The sequence below is a fragment of the Pseudoxanthomonas daejeonensis genome (genome assembly GCF_022637495.1).
Classification (GTDB): Bacteria; Pseudomonadota; Gammaproteobacteria; order Xanthomonadales; family Xanthomonadaceae; genus Pseudoxanthomonas; species Pseudoxanthomonas daejeonensis.
In genome coordinates this window covers 231271-248115 of sequence record NZ_CP093331.1, presented here as the reverse complement: position 1 = coordinate 248115, position 16845 = coordinate 231271, and the positions used below count along the sequence as shown (strand labels likewise).

The following is a 16845-nucleotide window of genomic DNA, read 5'->3' as shown; positions in this document are numbered from 1 at the left end:
GTGTTGCTCCCAGTGCGGCGAGCATAGCGGGGCGGGCGGCGGGCGGCGAGGGTGATCCGGTTACGCTTGAATCGATCCCGCCCGCCCGCGCAATGCGGCGTCGCCCCGTCGATCCTGGATGCCCCGTCTCGTCGTCCCTGCATCCCACTCCAACAAGGACATCCCAATGAAGTACCTCGGCCTGGCCTATTACACCCCCGAAGCCTTCGCGGCGATGACGCCGGAAGCGGTCGAGTCGCTGACCCGCCAGTGCCCCGCACTGGACGAGAAGATGCATGCGACCGGGAAGATGCGGGTGTCTGCTTCGCTGGGCGAACCGCACACCCGGCGCACGCTGCGCCCGCACGGCGGCAGGACGCAGGTCAGCGACGGGCCGTATACCGAAGCGAAGGAGGTCGTCGGCGGGCTGTTCGTCATCGAGGCGGAGAGCGAAGACGAGGCGCTGCGGATCGCGTCGATGCATCCAGCCGCGACGCTGGGCGAGGAATGCGGGTGGACGGTGGAGCTGGTGCCGCTGGAGTTCTATCGGGGGTGGTGAGGCGTTGGCGAAGTTGCACCTGGCCGGCGCATGGATGTGCACGCCGACACACTTCTGGCTCCGCCGCAGGCGGCCTGGCAGCACGGCGTGCGGGGCAAAAGTGAGGGCGGCGAGACCATGCCGACCGCCTGGACATTGGAAGACCGGTATGGCCTTCCTGGCTGATGATTGCGAGGAGTCGAAGAGGTCCCGGAACATCCGTCGCTGGAAGAATTGCTTGCCTATTAAGGTTTTCCGTTCACCGGGGCATTGCCGTGGCAGGGCCGTGACGGCCGATCGAATGCCCTGGGTTCGCGGCGACGGATGGTTCGAGCGGCCGGTCGCGAATCACCACCTCTTCACAGTCCATATACGTACTCCAACGTCAGATGAAGGCGAGTCATGGCTCCGGCTAAAAGGCCGCTATATTCCCGGGGTCCCACACGAAGGAGGATTGCAAATGTTCATGACCAAGCAACATCTCACAACGGCGCGTACGCTCGGCGTGGCACTCGTCGCCGCCCTGGGTCTCGCCAGCTGCGCCACCTATGACGACGAGTTCGCAACAATCAACTCGCGCCTCGATCAACTCGACACGAGGGTGCAGGGCGCGGCCCAGAGTGCCGAATCCGCCAACCAGTCCGCCCAGCAGGCCAACCAGCGGTTGAACCAGCTTGAAGGCCGCGTCCAGCAGCTCGAAAGCGCACCCAAGCGCGCGCCGCGCGGCTAGTCGCTCTTCCGCGATTTGTGACCAAGGTTTGAACCTGGGACCGGTTGCCGTTGCTGGCAACCGGTCTCCTTCCTTGCCCGATCCCGTTCATGAGGAATTGTCCCATCCGTACGTCCATACATCCTGCTATCCGGGGCGCTTGTGGTGCGCTGCTGTTGGCCTTGTCGTTCGCCAACGTCGGCGTGGCCGACGCCGCGCCTGCCCCCGCGCCCGCGCAAAGCGGGGCCGCCGTCGACCAGCTTCCTCCTGGCCAGGAAGTGTCCGACACGGTGATCGAACTGGCCGGCTGGGTCGTCGCAAGCGGCGACAGCCAAGGCTATCCATTCGCGGTCATGGACAAGGCCGCTGCACAGATCCTGGTGTTCGGCGGTGACGGCCGGCTTCGCGGCGCGGCGCCTGGGCTGTTCGGCTCGGCGACCGGCGACCATGCGGCGCCCGGCATCGCCGGCCTGGCGCTTCGCGAGATTCCCGGCCGGGATCGCACCACGCCTGCAGGTCGCTTCGTCGGCGGGTATGGCCCATCGACCGACGCCGGACGCGTCCTGTGGGTGGACTACGATTCCGCGGTTTCCATGCACCCCACGGCGACCGGCGTCCCGGCCGAGAGGCGCGCCGAACGCCTGGCATCGCCTTCGCCGGACGACAACCGCGTCACCCATGGCTGCATCAACGTCGCACCCGATTTCTACGAGCAGGTCATCCGTCCGACGTTCGAGCGGGGCGGGGTGTTTTACATCCTGCCGGACAAGGCGTCACTGGCCGAGACCTTCCCGGAATTCGTGCAAAGCAACGGGACTGCGCAACGCGACGATGGAAAGCGCGCACGGCCCGCCCGCCATTGACGGGCACGTTGGCGTATTGCCGGTGGCGTGCGAGGCAGCCGCGACTGACGCTGCTCGTGGCCCGGCCACTTCTGCGGCGCAATGCTGGGCCTTCCTTGCAGGGTCCGGCATCCGTGCTGACAGTGCAGCCAGCGTGAGACCGGTTGGGCGCCTCGACTGAACGAGGCGCCGCACCCGCCCGGCTCAGGGAGTACTGGAGGCCGCGTTGCCTCCGGCAGCCGGTGCCGCTGCCGGGGGTGCCAACAGGCCCAGTTGTTTCATCAGTCCAAGCGAGTCGGCGCAGGTCCATTCCTCGGCGATTCGTCCGTCCGCCATCCGGAACAGCGTCGTGCCCGTGATCTGCACTGCGCGACCGGTTGCCGGGATGCCGTTGCCGTCACCGGTGTTGGTTCCCCGTGCGCTCCAGCGCACGGCCACTAGATCGCGCTCGGCCACTTGTTTGTCAACCGTGATGTCCAGGTCCGGGAATGCTTCCCGCCATCCCTTGGCCTCGGCCATGCCGTCGGCATGCGTGAAGGTCTTGCGGCCGCCGTGCCCGACGAAGTCTTCGCTGTACGGCACGTCGAATCGCCCTTGATTGAGGCCTTCCTCGTACACCTTGCGGGTAATCGACTTGTGAAGCTCCAGGGACTCGGCGTGCACGCTGTCGGGGACAGCTGCATTGCATGGAACCAGCCCGGTGGCGGCGGCGAAGGCGGTCACTGCGGACATCAGGATGTTGCGGATTTTCATGGTCATCTCCTGGGCGCGGATTGCGTGTCGGGGATGATGGGCGCTCGAATCACCGCCGGCGCCCCGCTGGTGCCGGGTGGAGGCGGTGGTGGGATGGGTAGCGGCTGTGCGGTGACGGGGGCATGGCCCATCGCGGTTCCCGGATGCGGGATGAGCGTCGCCACGGGCTGATCGGTGGCGATTCCGATGCGCGATCAAGGCGCGCGCCCGTGCAGTCGTGGCCACCCGTCATGGCGGTGACGCCCTGCTGGATGGCGCTCTACCGGGTGGCTAGGCGTCGCAAGGGCCCTGGAAGGAAGGCAACGCTCAGCGAAGCAATCCTTCGATCGCCGCCCGATAACGGCGACTGCCGTTGACCTGAGCGCCGCCTTTCAGGAGGACGACAAAGTCGCCGTTGAAGAGCGGCTGGATTTCGCGAATCCGGGCGACGTTGACGATCGCCGCGCGGGATATCCGGATGAAGCGCCGCGGATCCAGGCGGGCCTCGAGATGGGTCATGGTCTCGCGTAGCAGGTGGCGTTTCGTGCCTGCGTGGATCTCGGCGTAATTTCCCGCGGCGACGATGTGTTCGACTTCCTCGACATCGAGCAGTCGAACCCGGCCCTCGGACCGGATGGCGAGCCGCGACGGGTAGCGTTCGAGCGCACCCCTGTCGATCGATTCCAGCGCCTCGGAAACGCGGCGCACGAAGTCGGCGTCGGGATGGGCGAGGTGGGAGCGGGCGCGCTGAAGTGCACGCCGAAAGCGCTCCGGATCGATCGGCTTGAGCACGTAGTCGATCGCCTGGGCATCGAATGCTCGTACGGCGTGTTGATCGAATGCGGTGACGAACACGATCGCCGGCATGCGGTCGTCGCCGATGGCTTCGATGACGGCGAAGCCATCGAGTTCGGGCATCTGCACATCGAGGAAGACGAGGTCGGGCGAGTGCGCGGTGATCGCCGAGATGGCCGCCGCGCCGTCACCGCACTCTCCGACGATCTCGATGTCAGGCTCCTGCCGCAGCAGTCGCGCTATTCCGCGACGGGCGACGGGTTCATCATCGACGATCAGTGCGCGGATGGTCATGCGACAGGATTCCAGGGGAGCTCGATCTGCGCGATGACGCCGCCGCCATCGAGATTCCTGACCTCGAAGCGTTGGCTGTCCCCGTAAAGCAGGCGCAGCCGCACCCGTGTGTTCGCCAGGCCGATGCGTTCGGCCGTCGCCGGTGGCAGCCCCTGTCCGTTGTCGGAAACGCTCAGCAGCAGGGTATCGTTCCTCCGGCTCGCCGCGATCTCGACGTGCCCCGGACCGGCACGCGTGGCCAGTCCATGGCGCAACGCGTTCTCGACCAGGGGCTGGAGGATCAGGTTGGGGACGCGGGCCCCAAGTACCTCGTCGGGGACTGAAAGCCGGTAACTGAGGCGCTCCCCGAAGCGGGCCTGCTCGATCCCGAGATAGCTTTCCAGGAAACGGATCTCATCGCCAAGCGCAACCTCATGCGCCTCGCTCCGGTCGAGCGAGCGGCGCAGCAGGGCGCTGAGCTGCAGGAGGATGCGATCTGCCGACTCCACGTTCTCGTGCATCAGGACGGAGATCGTGTTCAAGGCGTTGAAAAGGAAGTGCGGCTGCAGCTGGGTGCGCAATGTCTGCAGGTGTGCGTCCGCCAGTTGGGCTTCGAGGCGCAGCTGGCGGCGATCGTTCTCGGTGGCGGTCCGCACCAGGCGCTCCACGTGCGCCGCAGCGACGATGAGCCAGTACACCGGGAGGTTCAGCAGGAACGTCGTGCCGAGCAGTCGGCTGAGGGTGCCGAACCAGGTGGGCTCCACCTGGGTCGCACCGATCATCGGTGCCGCCAGCGCGAAGATCGCCAGGTTGATCACGGCGCAGACCGCCGAGGCCAGGCCGTGGACTGCGATCGCGCGGACGAGCCGGGGTCGCCGGAGCGGGAACCGAGCCGCAAGCCGAAGGGCGGCAGGCGTGAGGCTGGCCCAGACGGCGGCCCAGACAAGCCAGATGAGACTGGCGCGGGCCCAGGCCAGTGGTTCACCTCGCACCTGTGCGGCGAACCAGGCCTGCCCGGCGAACAGCATCGCGACCAGCGCCCATGCGCCGAGGATGGCCACGCCCCGGCGGCCGATTCCGGACCCGTTCTCCATCGCCGGTGTCGTCACTCCCGTTCTTCTCCAGTGAACTGCACCACAGGCCGGCGGCCCCCTTTGCATATCCCCTTCGCCGGCGTGGGGAGCATACCCATTCGCTTCGTCCGTCGGAGCGCGCCGCCATCCGTCAGTACCGGGCGGGGCCCCGGTGGCGGTCCTGCCTGGCATCGCGTGCACGGCCGCCGGTTCCTGCCGCGTGGGCGCCGACGATCACCGCCGAGCCCGCAAACGGCTCGCTTGGCAGCCGGGTATTGCGGGGCGTGACCGTCTCCCAGGCGCGATGCCTGGCGACATCGTCCCCGGTTGCCGGTGCCCCGGGTCCAGGGACTGTGATGACTGGGGGCCGCAGCGGGATGAGTGGAGGCTGCGGCGTGAGGAGGGCACGCTGCTGGAGAGTTGCGCCTTGGGGCCGGGTAATCGATTCCCCCGTCTCCGCCGCGATACAGATTGAAAGCCCGCTTTGGGCTCCATTAGAGTCCGAACGGGTCGGCCGGTGCTCCCGCGCACGGCCAACCACAATTTCCGACGCAACCATCGCCCGAGGAGAACGGATGAAGCACGCGACCCTGGTGGCCGCCGGCTTGCTGGTCATTGCCGGAAACGTGCAAGGGCAAGCCCAGCTCAAGCTCAACGAGCAGGGCTACTTCGAGGCGCCCGGATTGAACGTGACCGTCTTTGCCGACATCTATCCGGATGGGCACCAGACCGGCGTGACCGTCATCCAGCACGGCGAACGGGTCGCGGCCAATGGCGATCTGCGACTGGAGCCTTCGCCAGGGCAGTGGTCGCCGATGCCAGCCGGCGACGGCAAGCCGGTTGTCGACGTGGCCACCGGCACGGTGACCCAGGCCCTGCGGTATCCGGACGAGTCGAAGAATCGCAAGGGCTTCAACCCGATCGTTTATCCCGACCTGGCCTTCGGCTATCGGGTCAGCGTGACGCCGATGGAGGGCTACGCGTTCAAGGTGTCGGTCGACCTGGACAAGCCGTTGCCGGCCGACTGGGAGGGCAAGGTCGGTTTCAACTTCGAGCTGTTCCCGACCGATCTGTTCGGCAAGTCGTGGTTGCTTGACGATGCCTCGGGCATCTTCCCGCGGCAGGCCAATGGTCCTGTGCAGGATGTGCACGGGCAACTGATCGCCACGCCCATGGCGAGTGGCCGGACCCTGGTGGTGGCGCCGGAGAGCGACCTGCAGCGGCTGAAAATCCACAGCCGAACCGGCAGGCTCGAGCTGCTCGACGGTCGCGGCACCATGAACAATGGCTGGTACGTGGTGCGCGAGATCACCCGACCCGGTGCGACGAAGGAGGCGGTGTCCTGGATCGTCACCCCGCATGTCGATCCGGACTGGCGTTACGCGCCGGTGGTGCAGGTCTCGCAGGTCGGCTATCGCCCGGGCCAGGCCAAGACCGTGGTGATCGAGCAGGACAAGCGCGACGGACGCGCCGATCCGCTGACCCTGTACCGGATGACCGAAAGCGGGGCGCGCCAGGTGGCGCGCTACGAACCCAAGCCGTGGGGCCGGTTCCTGCGCTACCAGTACCTGACTGCCGACTTGGATGCGGTCACCGAGCCCGGCATGTACGAACTGGAGTATCGCGGCCGCCGCACGCATGCGTTCCGCATCGCCGACGACGTCTACGACCGCGGCGTGTGGCAGCCGACGCTGGAATATTTCCTGCCGGCGCAGATGTGCCACATGCGGGTGACCGAGAACTACCGCACCTGGCATGGCCTGGACCACCAGGACGATGCGCGCATGGCCCAGGTCGGCGTGCATTTCGACGGCTACGACCAGGGCCCGGACATGCTGAGCCGCTACAGGCCCGGCGATCGCGTGCCCGGTCTGACAAGCGGTGGCTGGCACGACGCCGGCGACTACGACCTGCGCGTGGAAAGCCAGATGGGCACGGTCTGGCTGCTGGCCAAGATGGTCGAGGAGTTCGGCCTGGACTACGACACGACCACCATCGACCAGGCCAGGAAGGAGGCCCGCCTGTTGCGGCCTGATGGCGTCAATGACGCACTCCAGCAGATCGAGCATGGCCTTCTCAGCGTACTGGGCGGCTACAGGGCGCTCGGACGCACCTATCGCGGCATCATCGAGCCGACCCTGGAGCAGTACGTGCTGCTGGGCGAGGTCGCCACCCAGACCGACAACCTCGACTACGACCCCGCGCTGGCGCCCGGTGCGCGCACCGCGACGTCCTCCTCGGTGCCCGACGACCGCTGGGTGTTCACCGAGGACAACCCCGACCGCGAACTGGCCACCGCTGCCGGACTGGCCACCGCCGCACGCGTGCTGCGCCAGCACAATCCACAGATGGCCGCCGAGGCGCTGGCCGCGGCGGTGGACCTGACCGCCCGCGCGATCGACCGGGGCACGAAGGTCGACGCCCAGGTGTTCGCGTTGTCGGAGCTGGCCCGCAGCACGGGCGATGCCGCCTACGTGGCGCGGCTGGTAGCGATGAAACCCCGGATCGTGGCGGCCATCGACAAGACCGGTCCGTTGCTGGCCGAAGCCCTGCCGCTGGTCAAGGACGCGGCTTTCCTGCGTGAAGTCGACGCGGCGGTGCAGGCGCATCAGGCAAAGCTGGCCGAAGCCGCCACGCACACCCCCTACGGCGTGCCGTACGTGCCGCACATCTGGGGCGCAGGCTGGGACATCCAGAAGTTCGGCGTGGACCAGTACTTCTTCCGCAAGGCCTGGCCGCAGCACACGCCGGACACCTTGCAGATGCAGGCGCTCAACTTCGTGCTGGGCGTGCATCCGGGCAACCGCACCGAATCGTTCGCCTCGGGCGTGGGCGCGAACTCGGCGGTCGTGGCCTACGGCACCAACCGCGGCGACTGGAGCTACATCCCCGGCGGCGTCATCTCCGGGACCGCGCTGATCCGCCCGGACCTGCCGGAACTGAAGGTGTGGCCGTATTTCTGGCAGCAGCGCGAGTACGTCATCGGCGGCGGCGCCGAGAATTTCATGTTCCTGGCGCTCGCAGCGGCGCAGCGTGGGAGCCTGCTCAAGCGGCCGACGTCCGCTCCTGGCCGATAGCGGACATCGGATCGAATGGGTGGCAGGGGGCGTTGCAAATACAAGCCAAATTGCGGTCACCACTATCAGTGACGACATGTGAGGCTGTGGGCGCCAGTCAGGTCAGGCGCTGCGCGTGGCCATAGCCGGCGGGATCGACGCGGCACGCCGTGCCGGCGCCCAGACCGCGAGTTGGCCAAGCAACAACAGGACTATCGCGCCCGCCGGCAGCCATGGCAGCGGCAGGCGCGGCAGTTCGTAGTGCTGCATTAGCCACTGGTTGGCCGCCAGCGCCAGCGGCACGCCGATGGCGGCGCCCAGGCCGACCAGCAGCAGGTTCTCGAGCTGGAAGTGGCGCAGGATCTGCTGGTGGGTCGCGCCGAGGGCGCGGCGGATGCCGATCTGACGGGTGCGCTGTTCCACCCAGTAGGCGGTGAGGCTGGCAAGGCCCAGGCCGGTCACTAGTGCCACCACAGCGCAGACCGTGCCGAGTAGCCACAGCGCTGCGCGACGTGGTTGGAATGCAAGCGCGCGCAGGCGTTCATAGCTGGCCACGGCCGGCGGGACGCCGGGCGCTATCGCTGCGCCGAATTCCTGGCGCAGCGCGTCGGGAATCGCTTCTTCCACCGCATCGAGCCTGTGCAATTCGGTGCGCACCACGTATGACAGGACCGGCGTTCCGGTAACACGGGCGGGCAGGAGCAGGGCGAATTCGGCGCGCCCATCGTCCAGTTCGCCGACTTGGTAGCGCAGCAGGTGGCGGACAACGCCGACCACGACCAGTTGGTGGTCACCATCGCCGAGTTGAGCGCCTAGCGCATCGCCCTCCGGAAAAAGGTGCTTGGCCAGCGCCCGGGTGAGGATCACCGGCGCCAGTGCGGGCCGATCGCCAGACAGGTCGAAATCGAAATGCTCGTCCGGCTTGAAGTCGCGGCCCTGGATCAATTCCAAGCCCAACGCATCGATCAGGCCCTCGCCGGCATAAGCGCTGGCGTTGGCCAGTGGACCGCCTTCTGCGCCCAGTTCCAATTCGAAGCTGATCGACTCCCGCATCGGCACGCCGATGCCCGGCGCGACGGCGCGCACGCCGGGTAACGCACGCAGGCGCTGAGCGCCGGCCTGGACTTGGGCGGCATTCCACCGGCCATCGCGGGCGACCAGCTGGTCGACCACCAGCACCTGCTTCGGCGCGATGCCGTCCGGCACCGCCATTGGTGCCAGCTGTTGCCAGAACAAGTACAGCGCGTTGACGAGGATCATACTGGCGAACACTACCTGCAGTGCGATTAGCGCCGGCATCAGACGCTGACGCCAGGCAGCCGAAACGATGTGGGCGAGGGCGGGCATTCGTCGGCTCCTAGAGGCTCTTGACCTGCAGCGCCGGTTCCAGTCGCGATGCACGCCAGGCCGGTATCGAACCCACCAGCAGCCCCACCAACAGCGACAGCCCCAGCAGTGCCAAGTACAGCGCAGGCTGCAACTGCGCCATGTCGGTGTAGCCGCGGTCCTGCATGCGCACCACCCAAAGGGCAAACCAGGTCAATGGCAGCGCCAGCAGGCCACCGAGCAGGCTGGCCGCGCCAGCTTCGACTAAGCACTGGACCACGACAGAGCGCCGTGACGCACCGAGCACACGCCGCACGCCCATTTCGCCGGTGCGGCGCAGGAGGCGCGCGGTTAACAAGCCGGCGACATTGAGTATGCACAAACCCAGCAATGCTAGTGCCATCCACAGGTTCAGCCGGACCGATGATGGCACCACACGGTTGATCTTTAGCCAATCAGCCATACCGTGTAGTTCGGCATGTGGTAGGCGCTCGAACGTGCCGGCGGCATGGCGATCGCGTGCATAGGCAAGCAGTGCTTGTTGGTAATCCTCCACAGATTCCGAGCTGTCCAGTTCAGCCCACAGCATCAACCAACGACAGGCATGCAAGTCCACCGCATCGAAGCGGAGGCCATCCGGGCGGGTGTCGTCGCACACTCGAGCCCCCATCGGCGCCAAACCGGCATCCAGTGCTGCCGCTGCGGGCAAGAAAGCTTCTTCGCCGCGGCCGTCACCCCACATTTGCGAGTTGTCGCCGGCCTGCAGGTAATGCGCGCGCGGCCGTGGTCCCCAGCTGTCGCTTATGCCGATCACCCGGAACGGCGTTTGGCCGATGAGGACGTCTTGCCCCACGCCGTCCTCGGTGCCGAGCAGCCGCAGGCTCGCCCTCCGACCGAGCACGATCACCGGCATCCGATCTTGTTCCTCCTGGACGGTCCAGCTCCGCCCCCGTAGAAGTGGAACACCGAACATCGACGTCATCGGACCCAAGGCCAGCACCGCGCTAAGTTGCTCATTGCGCTTGCCATCCATGGAGCCCATCGTCATTGGCGTGCTGACCAATGCAACCTGGCGTACCTGCGGACGCAGTCGCGCCATCGCCTGCACATCTGCAAGCTTCCACAACGCCGGCGGACGGGCGCCGCTGCCCTCGCGCACGCCACTCCGTTGTGCCTGCCGCGAATCAACCCAGGCCAAATGCAGGCGCTGACTGAGGCCGGGTAATGGGTCGGCCGAGAGCATCGCCAGCAGCGTGATCATTGTCATTGAGGAGGACAACCCCAGCGCCAGGGTCAGAACCGCCAAGACCATTGTCCGTGGATGGCGCTGCAATCCCTGCAAGCCCAGGCTGGCTGCGTAGGTCAACGACATACCGTGGCTCCAGCTACTCCCGCGAGAGCGGGCAGGCAATTGTGTCACTGTGTTTTTAAGCACGTCGAGAGACTAGAAGTAATCAGCTAATTTGTGACGCAGTTCCGTAGCGTATGGCGTGTCAGCCGCACCTCAGGGGACGGACCAGCCGAAAGATTCTGCCAACAGGATCAGGATGGTGCTAGGCAGGGAATGGTTCCCACCTTTCGCTTCCACTGACCGGTCGAGCAATTCTTCTGCAAGACTTGGCACCGTGAGGATATCGCGCCTCTGGAGTAATCCGGAGGCGCACGGAACGTCCTCCTCGGCGGAATCTGGCTGCCTGTGAATGACCGCTTCCGACCCAAAGCGGACATTATCAAGAGGCCGCGGCCCGCAGAAGCTGTATAACCGGACGCCAGGGCCCGTCCATCAGGCAGTTTGCCCCCTGCAGGAGTCTGGTTTTTGATCCAGTTTTCTCTGCTCGTACTTTTTCTCGCGCTGCCTTCCACTGCCGGTGCCATCGTCATTCGCCATGATGTTGATGACTCGGAATATCGTGTTCCGGCGTCCGAGTTCCCTGCGCTGGTTGACATGCCCAAGTCGGGGCATGGCGTGCTGATTGCCCGCAGTGGGTCATCACCGCAGCCCATACGATCCCGCTGCGCTCCAGGCTCAAGAAAGTAAGTATCAACGGGAAGTCCAGGCGCGTTGAGTGTGTCGTAATTCATGACGGGTACAAGAGGTTGCCACAGGAGCTGATCGACCAAGCGGTAGCCACTGGTGAAGCAACCTTGCTCGTGGAATTTGCTTCGTCGTCTGACGACATCGCGCTCGTCAAGCTGGCAAAACCGGTGACGGACGTCGCCCCGGCTGCACTCTACGAAGACAGCCCGCGGCCCGGCGAGATCGTCAAGATCATTGGGAAAGGAACGACTGGCAGCGGAGCTACCGGATACAGTCTCGGTGTGCCTAGCCGGACGGAGCTTCGTCGGGCCTACAACGAAATCAGCCGTGTTGACGATCGCTGGTTCTGCTATCGGTTCGACGAACCGTCATCGGCCTTGCCCCTCGAGGGCGCTCTTGGCAACGGGGATAGTGGTGGCCCCACGCTTACCCGGGTCGAAGATCAGTGGCTTTTGTCCGGGCTGGCCTCCTGGAAATCGATTGAAGGCCATGTACTGTCTGCCAAGTACGGTCGCTATGGCCAGGTGCCGTGCAATGTACGTTTGAGTCACTCCGTCGACTGGATTGGAAGCGTGACCTCCGAACAGCCTTAGGCGTGGGCTGATAATTCATTCACGCCGACACATCTTCGCGGCGCGGCTTAACTCAGGCGTTGGTTGATATCCGCTGTTGGCCCGAAGCGGACTTCAGTTCGACAAGGGATTCGGAAGATTTGCGGGGGTAGGGGGCTGTTCCGACCCAGGGCGGATCGGATGCGTGTGAGCGCCGGCGGTGCGACTGGCCTGGATCACTGCCTGGGGTTACGAAGAATTTACGGCCCGGCTGCAGGTTCCGATGGAGCCTTTACGGGGGCTGCTCCCAGACTTTCGTGACCGGCGTAATGGTTCCGCCCCGATCACGTCCATGGCCACCGACTTCTTCCTTCTGCTGCTGACACTGGCCGGTCTGTTCGCCGGCGTCGGCTTCCTGTTCCTCCTGCTGACCCGCCACGTGAACGCCCGCGCAGCGGGCAGGAAGCGGGGGGGTTCCCATGGCTGAGTTTCTCGTCGTCTTCGCTCTGGCGATCGCGCTCGGCTGGCCGTTGGGCCACTACCTGGCAGCGGTCATGCGCGGCGTGCCGACGCGTGGCGACCGCCTGTTCGGCTGGATCGAATGGCCGGTCTACCGCCTGCTCGGCACCGACCCTGCGCTCGGCATGGGCTGGAAGACCTACGCCGCGGCATTCCTGCTCAGCAACCTTGTGATCGGCATGATCGTGTGGGTCGTGCTGATGATCCAGGCCTGGCTGCCGCTCAATCCCAACCAGGCACCCAGCATGCGCTGGGACCTCGCCTTGCATACGATGGTCTCGTTCCTGACCAACACCAACCAGCAGCACTACTCCGGGCAGGCGCAGCTGTCGTTCCTGGCGCACATGACCGGGATCGTCGGCCTGCAGGTGATCACGCCGATGATGGGGCTGGCGCTGGTGGTGGCGACGCTGCGCGGCCTGTTCGGCGGCCGCGCGAACAGCCGCGGGCAGGTCGATGGTGGCGCCGACTCTGTCGACGTGGGCAACTACTGGGCGGACGTGCTGCGGCCGACGGTGCGCTTCCTGATGCCGCTGTGCCTGGTGTTCTCGCTGCTGCTGACCTGGCAGGGTGTGCCCGCAACCTTGCAAGGCGGGCCGGTGGCCACACCGCTGGATGCACAGGCCGAGATGAGGGCGCAGAAGATCCCGCTGGGGCCGGTCGCGCCGATGGTGGCGATCAAGCAGCTGGGCAGCAATGGTGGCGGCTGGTACGGGCCCAACAGCGCGGTGCCGCTGGAGAACCCCACGCCGCTGTCCAACGTGATCCAGATGCTGGCGATCGTCCTCATTCCGGTCGCTGTCGCCTTCATGGTCGGCCCGTTCACCGGGCGGCGGAAATTCAGCGCGCTGGTGGTGGGCACCATGCTGGCGATGTCGCTGGCGACCACGGCTGCGGCCCTGTGGTCCGAAGCGTGGTCTTCCACCGCGCACGACATCGCGCTGATGGAAGGCAAGGAGGTCCGCTTCGGCGTCGAGCCTTCCGCGCTGTGGGCGGCGCTGACGACCTCGGTCAACAACGGTTCGGTCAACATGATGCACGACTCCGCCGCTCCGCTGACCGGACTGGTGGCGATGGCCAACATGCTGGTCAACGCGATCTGGGGCGGCGTCGGCTGCGGCCTGCAGCAGTTCCTGGTGTACCTGCTGCTGGCGGTGTTCCTGGCCGGATTGATGACCGGACGCACACCCGAGTTGTTCGGCCGCAAGATCGAGGCCGGGGAAGTGAAACTGCTGGCCGTGCTGGTGCTGCTGCAGCCGCTGGTCCTGCTGGGCCTGACCGCCGCGACGCTGGCCCTGCCCTCGGTCACCGGCAACTCCAACCCGTCCTTCCACGGCATCAGCCAGGTCTTCTACGAGTACACCTCGGCCTTCGCCAACAACGGCTCCGGCTTCGAGGGCCTGGGTGACGCGACGGGGTGGTGGAACCTGACCTGTGCGCTGGTGCTCGCGCTGGGCCGTTATGCCGCACTGGTCCTGCCGCTGGTGATCGCCGCGCAACTGGGCGCCAAGCGTGCAGCGCCCGAGGGGCCGGGAACCTTGCAGGTGGAGACGCCCACTTTCGCCCTGACCCTGATCGCGATCGTCGTGGTCCTGACCCTGCTGCAGTTCATGCCGGTGCTGGTGCTCGGCCCGGTGGCCGACCACCTCGCGCTGATGGCTTCCTGAGGAAATCGAAATGATCCCCCCCCTTCCGAGAGACGCGGCATCCGTGGCACCGCGCTTGCCGCGGATCGCAGTGCTCGACGGTCCCGGCCTGCGCCAGGCGATCGTCGCCTCGTTCGCCAAGCTCGTCCCTGCCCATGCCTTCGGCAACCCGGTGATGGCCGTGGTCTGGCTGGGCACCGTGCTGACCGCCGCGATGACACTGGCCGGACAGGCCAGTTCGGCCGTGCTGGGCTGGGCGGTGACCGCCCTGTTGTTCCTGACCGTGCTGTTCGCCAACTTCGCCGAAGCGGTCGCCGAAGCGCGCGGGCGCGGCCAGGCGGCCTCGCTGCGACGCGCGCGCAAGGACCTGGTCGCGCGGCGTGTCCGCACCGCACTTGACGGCAGCGAGGAGCGGATCCCGGCCGCCGAACTGCGCCTGGGCGACCTTGTCGTCGTCTCGGCCGGCGAACAGGTTCCGGCCGATGGCGAGATCGTGCGCGGACTGGCGACGATCAACGAGTCGGCAGTGACCGGCGAGTCGGCACCGGTATTGAGGGAGGCCGGCACCGACCGCTCCGGCGTGATCGGTGGCACCCAGGTCCTTTCGGACGAGATCGTGGTCCGGGTGACCGCGCAGCCCGGCCACAGCTTCCTGGACCGGATGATCGCCCTGGTCGAAGGCGCCAATCGGCAGAAGACGCCGAACGAGGTCGCCCTCGGGCTGCTGCTGGTCACCATGACGGCGACCTTCCTGATCGTGGTGGTGAGCCTGCCGTTCATCGCCGGGTTCGTCGGCGCGCGGCTCGATCCGCTGCTGCTGGTCGCGCTGCTGGTCTGCCTGATCCCGACCACCATCAGCGGGCTGCTGCCGGCCATCGGCATCGCCGGCATGAACCGCGCCCTGGCAGCGAACGTGCTGGCCAAGTCGGGCAAGGCAGTGGAGGTCGCCGGCGACGTCGACGTGCTGCTGCTGGACAAGACCGGCACGATCACGCACGGCGACCGCCAGGCCACCGCGTTCCATCCACTGGCCGGGGTCGACCTGGACCAGCTGCAACAGGCCGCGCTTCTCGCATCGCTGGCCGACCCGACGCCGGAGGGCAAGTCGATCGTCCGCCTGGCACGATCGCCGGGCTCTACCCTCGAGGCCCCGGCCGGCGCCAGCTTCGTGGCCTTCACCGCGCAGACGCGGATGTCGGGCGTGGACCTGCCCGCGGAAGGCACCGGCATGCGGCACATCCGCAAGGGTGCGATGGACGCGATCGTCGAACACGTTCGCGGGCTCGGCGGCGAGGTGCCGGCCGAACTTGCCGGGCGCGTCGAACAGGTCGCGCGCGGTGGCGCCACGCCGCTGGTGGTGGCCGATGGCCGTTACCTGCTCGGCGTGATCGAGCTGTCGGACGTGGTCAAGCACGGGATCCGGGAAAAATTCGCGCAGATGCGGGCGATGGGCATCCGCACGGTGATGATCACCGGCGACAACCCGCTGACCGCCGCGGCGATCGCGGCCGAAGCCGGCGTGGACGACTACATCGCCCAGGCCCGCCCGGAGGACAAGCTGGCCCGCATCCGCCAGGAGCAGGCCGGCGGACGGCTGGTGGCGATGGTGGGCGACGGCACCAACGACGCCCCGGCCCTGGCCCAGGCCGACGTGGGCCTTGCGATGAACTCCGGCACGCAGGCGGCCAAGGAGGCCGGGAACATGGTCGACCTGGATTCGGACCCGGCCAAGCTGCTGGACGTGGTCCGCGTGGGCAAGCAGCAGCTGGTGACCCGCGGCGCACTGACCACGTTCTCGCTCGCCAACGACGTGTCCAAGTACTTCGCGATCCTGCCGGCGCTCTTCGCCGCGGCGATCCCCTCGCTGGCCGCGCTGGACGTGATGCGCCTGTCCAGCCCGACCAATGCGGTGCTCGCGGCGCTGGTGTTCAACGCGCTCATCATCCCGCTGCTGATCCCGCTGGCGTTGCGCGGCGTGCGTTTCCGTCCCGCCAGCGCCACGGTGCTGCTGCGCAGGAACATGCTGGTGTATGGCGTGGGCGGCGTACTGCTGCCGTTCGCTGCGATCAAGTTCATCGACATGGCGCTCGCCGCCACGTTCGGCGCCTGAGGAGGCCCCATGGTTGTCATCGATTCCACGTCCGTCCGCGTCCACCCCGGCATCGGCAGCGGACATCTCCTGCGCGGCGCGCTGGGCCTGTCGCTCGTCACCCTGCTGGGGTTCGGCCTGGCCTACTCGCTGGTCGGCGTCGGCCTGGGACGCCTGCTGTTCCCGCACACCGCATCGGGCAGCCTGGTCGAGCGGGACGGTCGGGTCGTGGGCTCGACCCTGGTCGCCCAGCCGTTCGTGGGCGAGGGGTATTTCCAGTCGCGGCCATCGGCCGCCGGCTACGACCTGATGGCCCTGGCCGGCAGCAACCAGGCCCGCACCAATCCGGAGCTGCGTGCGCGCATCGACGCCGCCCGGGAGGCCGTGGCTGCGCGCGAGGGCGTGCCGTCCGCTCGCGTGCCGGGCGACCTGGTGACCCAGTCCGGCGGTGCGATCGACCCGCACATCTCGCCGGAGGCCGCGCTCCTGCAGGTCACGCGCGTGGCGCGGGTGCGCGGGCTGGATCCCGGTGCCGTGGCGGCGCAGGTGCGCGCGCATGCCGAGGCCCCGCAGTGGGGACTGTTCGGCCAGGAGCGGGTCAACGTGCTTGAGCTCAACCTCGCCCTCGACGCCGCTCCCCCGGTCGTGCGATAGGCGGCCGCGACACCCGCCACTAGAC

The 16845-nt window shown here is 67.0% G+C and carries 14 protein-coding genes; 9 read left to right on the top strand and 5 right to left on the bottom strand.

The genetic code is table 11. From position 1 onward, the window contains the following. Window positions 1–166 precede the first annotated feature (166 nt). The 3 genes from MNQ95_RS01155 (at window position 167) to MNQ95_RS01145 (ending at window position 2089) form a co-directional block, all read left to right on the top strand. Window positions 167–538, top strand: a complete 372-nt coding sequence (locus tag MNQ95_RS01155; RefSeq protein ID WP_241953566.1) for a YciI family protein — start codon at window positions 167–169, stop codon at window positions 536–538. A 439-nt stretch (window positions 539–977) separates the two neighbouring features. After that, complete coding sequence (locus MNQ95_RS01150; RefSeq protein ID WP_162411528.1) at window positions 978–1247, top strand: coiled-coil domain-containing protein; 270 nt, start codon at window positions 978–980, stop codon at window positions 1245–1247. Between the two features lie 155 nt (window positions 1248–1402). After that, the gene (locus MNQ95_RS01145) at window positions 1403–2089 is read left to right on the top strand and encodes a hypothetical protein (protein ID WP_241954457.1); all 687 of its coding nucleotides are present in this window, start codon (window positions 1403–1405) and stop codon (window positions 2087–2089) included. Between the two features lie 183 nt (window positions 2090–2272). On the opposite strand, the gene MNQ95_RS01140 is transcribed toward MNQ95_RS01145, so the two are convergent. The 3 genes from MNQ95_RS01140 to MNQ95_RS01130 form a co-directional block, all read right to left on the bottom strand. Then, window positions 2273–2821 (bottom strand): ester cyclase, encoded by a 549-nt coding sequence (locus tag MNQ95_RS01140; RefSeq protein WP_241953565.1) that lies wholly within the window; start codon window positions 2819–2821, stop codon window positions 2273–2275. 306 nt (window positions 2822–3127) lie between these two features. Continuing rightward, window positions 3128–3889: a LytR/AlgR family response regulator transcription factor gene (locus tag MNQ95_RS01135; protein WP_241953564.1), complete on the bottom strand. Its 762-nt coding sequence runs from the start codon at window positions 3887–3889 to the stop codon at window positions 3128–3130. Then, a complete protein-coding gene (locus MNQ95_RS01130; protein WP_241953563.1) occupies window positions 3886–4962 on the bottom strand; it encodes a sensor histidine kinase in 1077 nt (358 codons plus the stop codon). The genes MNQ95_RS01135 and MNQ95_RS01130 overlap by 4 nt, the downstream gene beginning before the upstream one ends. Before the next feature lie 554 nt (window positions 4963–5516). Here MNQ95_RS01130 and MNQ95_RS01125 point away from each other — a divergent pair. Further along, window positions 5517–8018: a glycoside hydrolase family 9 protein gene (locus MNQ95_RS01125; protein ID WP_241953562.1), complete on the top strand. Its 2502-nt coding sequence runs from the start codon at window positions 5517–5519 to the stop codon at window positions 8016–8018. 102 nt (window positions 8019–8120) lie between these two features. On the opposite strand, the gene MNQ95_RS01120 is transcribed toward MNQ95_RS01125, so the two are convergent. Together MNQ95_RS01120 and MNQ95_RS01115 are read right to left on the bottom strand one after the other, a co-directional pair. Further along, window positions 8121–9344, bottom strand: a complete 1224-nt coding sequence (locus MNQ95_RS01120; RefSeq protein ID WP_241953561.1) for an ABC transporter permease — start codon at window positions 9342–9344, stop codon at window positions 8121–8123. A gap of 10 nt (window positions 9345–9354) precedes the next feature. Continuing rightward, the gene (locus MNQ95_RS01115) at window positions 9355–10695 is read right to left on the bottom strand and encodes an ABC transporter permease (protein WP_241953560.1); all 1341 of its coding nucleotides are present in this window, start codon (window positions 10693–10695) and stop codon (window positions 9355–9357) included. A gap of 617 nt (window positions 10696–11312) precedes the next feature. Between MNQ95_RS01115 and MNQ95_RS01110 the strand changes: the two genes are divergently transcribed. The 5 genes from MNQ95_RS01110 (at window position 11313) to kdpC (ending at window position 16820) form a co-directional block, all read left to right on the top strand. After that, window positions 11313–11954, top strand: a complete 642-nt coding sequence (locus MNQ95_RS01110; protein WP_338423346.1) for a trypsin-like serine protease — start codon at window positions 11313–11315, stop codon at window positions 11952–11954. 310 nt (window positions 11955–12264) lie between these two features. Further along, the gene (locus tag MNQ95_RS15805; protein ID WP_277884372.1) at window positions 12265–12399 is read left to right on the top strand and encodes a hypothetical protein; all 135 of its coding nucleotides are present in this window, start codon (window positions 12265–12267) and stop codon (window positions 12397–12399) included. After that, window positions 12392–14098 carry a potassium-transporting ATPase subunit KdpA gene (kdpA, locus tag MNQ95_RS01105; protein ID WP_241953559.1) on the top strand — a complete coding sequence of 569 codons (1707 nt, stop codon included), beginning with the start codon at window positions 12392–12394 and terminating at the stop codon, window positions 14096–14098. The genes MNQ95_RS15805 and kdpA overlap by 8 nt, the downstream gene beginning before the upstream one ends. A gap of 10 nt (window positions 14099–14108) precedes the next feature. Next, the gene (gene kdpB / locus MNQ95_RS01100) at window positions 14109–16187 is read left to right on the top strand and encodes a potassium-transporting ATPase subunit KdpB (RefSeq protein ID WP_241953558.1); all 2079 of its coding nucleotides are present in this window, start codon (window positions 14109–14111) and stop codon (window positions 16185–16187) included. A gap of 9 nt (window positions 16188–16196) precedes the next feature. Then, window positions 16197–16820 carry a potassium-transporting ATPase subunit KdpC gene (kdpC, locus tag MNQ95_RS01095; protein WP_241953557.1) on the top strand — a complete coding sequence of 208 codons (624 nt, stop codon included), beginning with the start codon at window positions 16197–16199 and terminating at the stop codon, window positions 16818–16820. Window positions 16821–16845: the final 25 nt, after the last annotated feature.

What these genes read in the sequence shown, in the direction of transcription:
- MNQ95_RS01135 (WP_241953564.1), bottom strand. Translation starts at nt 3,889, where the DNA reads ATGACCATCCGCGCACTGATCGTCGATGATGAACCCGTCGCCCGTCGC.
- MNQ95_RS01155 (WP_241953566.1), top strand. Translation starts at nt 167, where the DNA reads ATGAAGTACCTCGGCCTGGCCTATTACACCCCCGAAGCCTTCGCGGCG.
- kdpA (WP_241953559.1), top strand. Translation starts at nt 12,392, where the DNA reads ATGGCTGAGTTTCTCGTCGTCTTCGCTCTGGCGATCGCGCTCGGCTGG.
- kdpB (WP_241953558.1), top strand. Translation starts at nt 14,109, where the DNA reads ATGATCCCCCCCCTTCCGAGAGACGCGGCATCCGTGGCACCGCGCTTG.
- MNQ95_RS01150 (WP_162411528.1), top strand. Translation starts at nt 978, where the DNA reads ATGTTCATGACCAAGCAACATCTCACAACGGCGCGTACGCTCGGCGTG.
- MNQ95_RS01125 (WP_241953562.1), top strand. Translation starts at nt 5,517, where the DNA reads ATGAAGCACGCGACCCTGGTGGCCGCCGGCTTGCTGGTCATTGCCGGA.
- MNQ95_RS01120 (WP_241953561.1), bottom strand. Translation starts at nt 9,344, where the DNA reads ATGCCCGCCCTCGCCCACATCGTTTCGGCTGCCTGGCGTCAGCGTCTG.
- MNQ95_RS01115 (WP_241953560.1), bottom strand. Translation starts at nt 10,695, where the DNA reads ATGTCGTTGACCTACGCAGCCAGCCTGGGCTTGCAGGGATTGCAGCGC.
- MNQ95_RS01140 (WP_241953565.1), bottom strand. Translation starts at nt 2,821, where the DNA reads ATGAAAATCCGCAACATCCTGATGTCCGCAGTGACCGCCTTCGCCGCC.
- MNQ95_RS01130 (WP_241953563.1), bottom strand. Translation starts at nt 4,962, where the DNA reads ATGGAGAACGGGTCCGGAATCGGCCGCCGGGGCGTGGCCATCCTCGGC.
- MNQ95_RS15805 (WP_277884372.1), top strand. Translation starts at nt 12,265, where the DNA reads ATGGCCACCGACTTCTTCCTTCTGCTGCTGACACTGGCCGGTCTGTTC.
- kdpC (WP_241953557.1), top strand. Translation starts at nt 16,197, where the DNA reads ATGGTTGTCATCGATTCCACGTCCGTCCGCGTCCACCCCGGCATCGGC.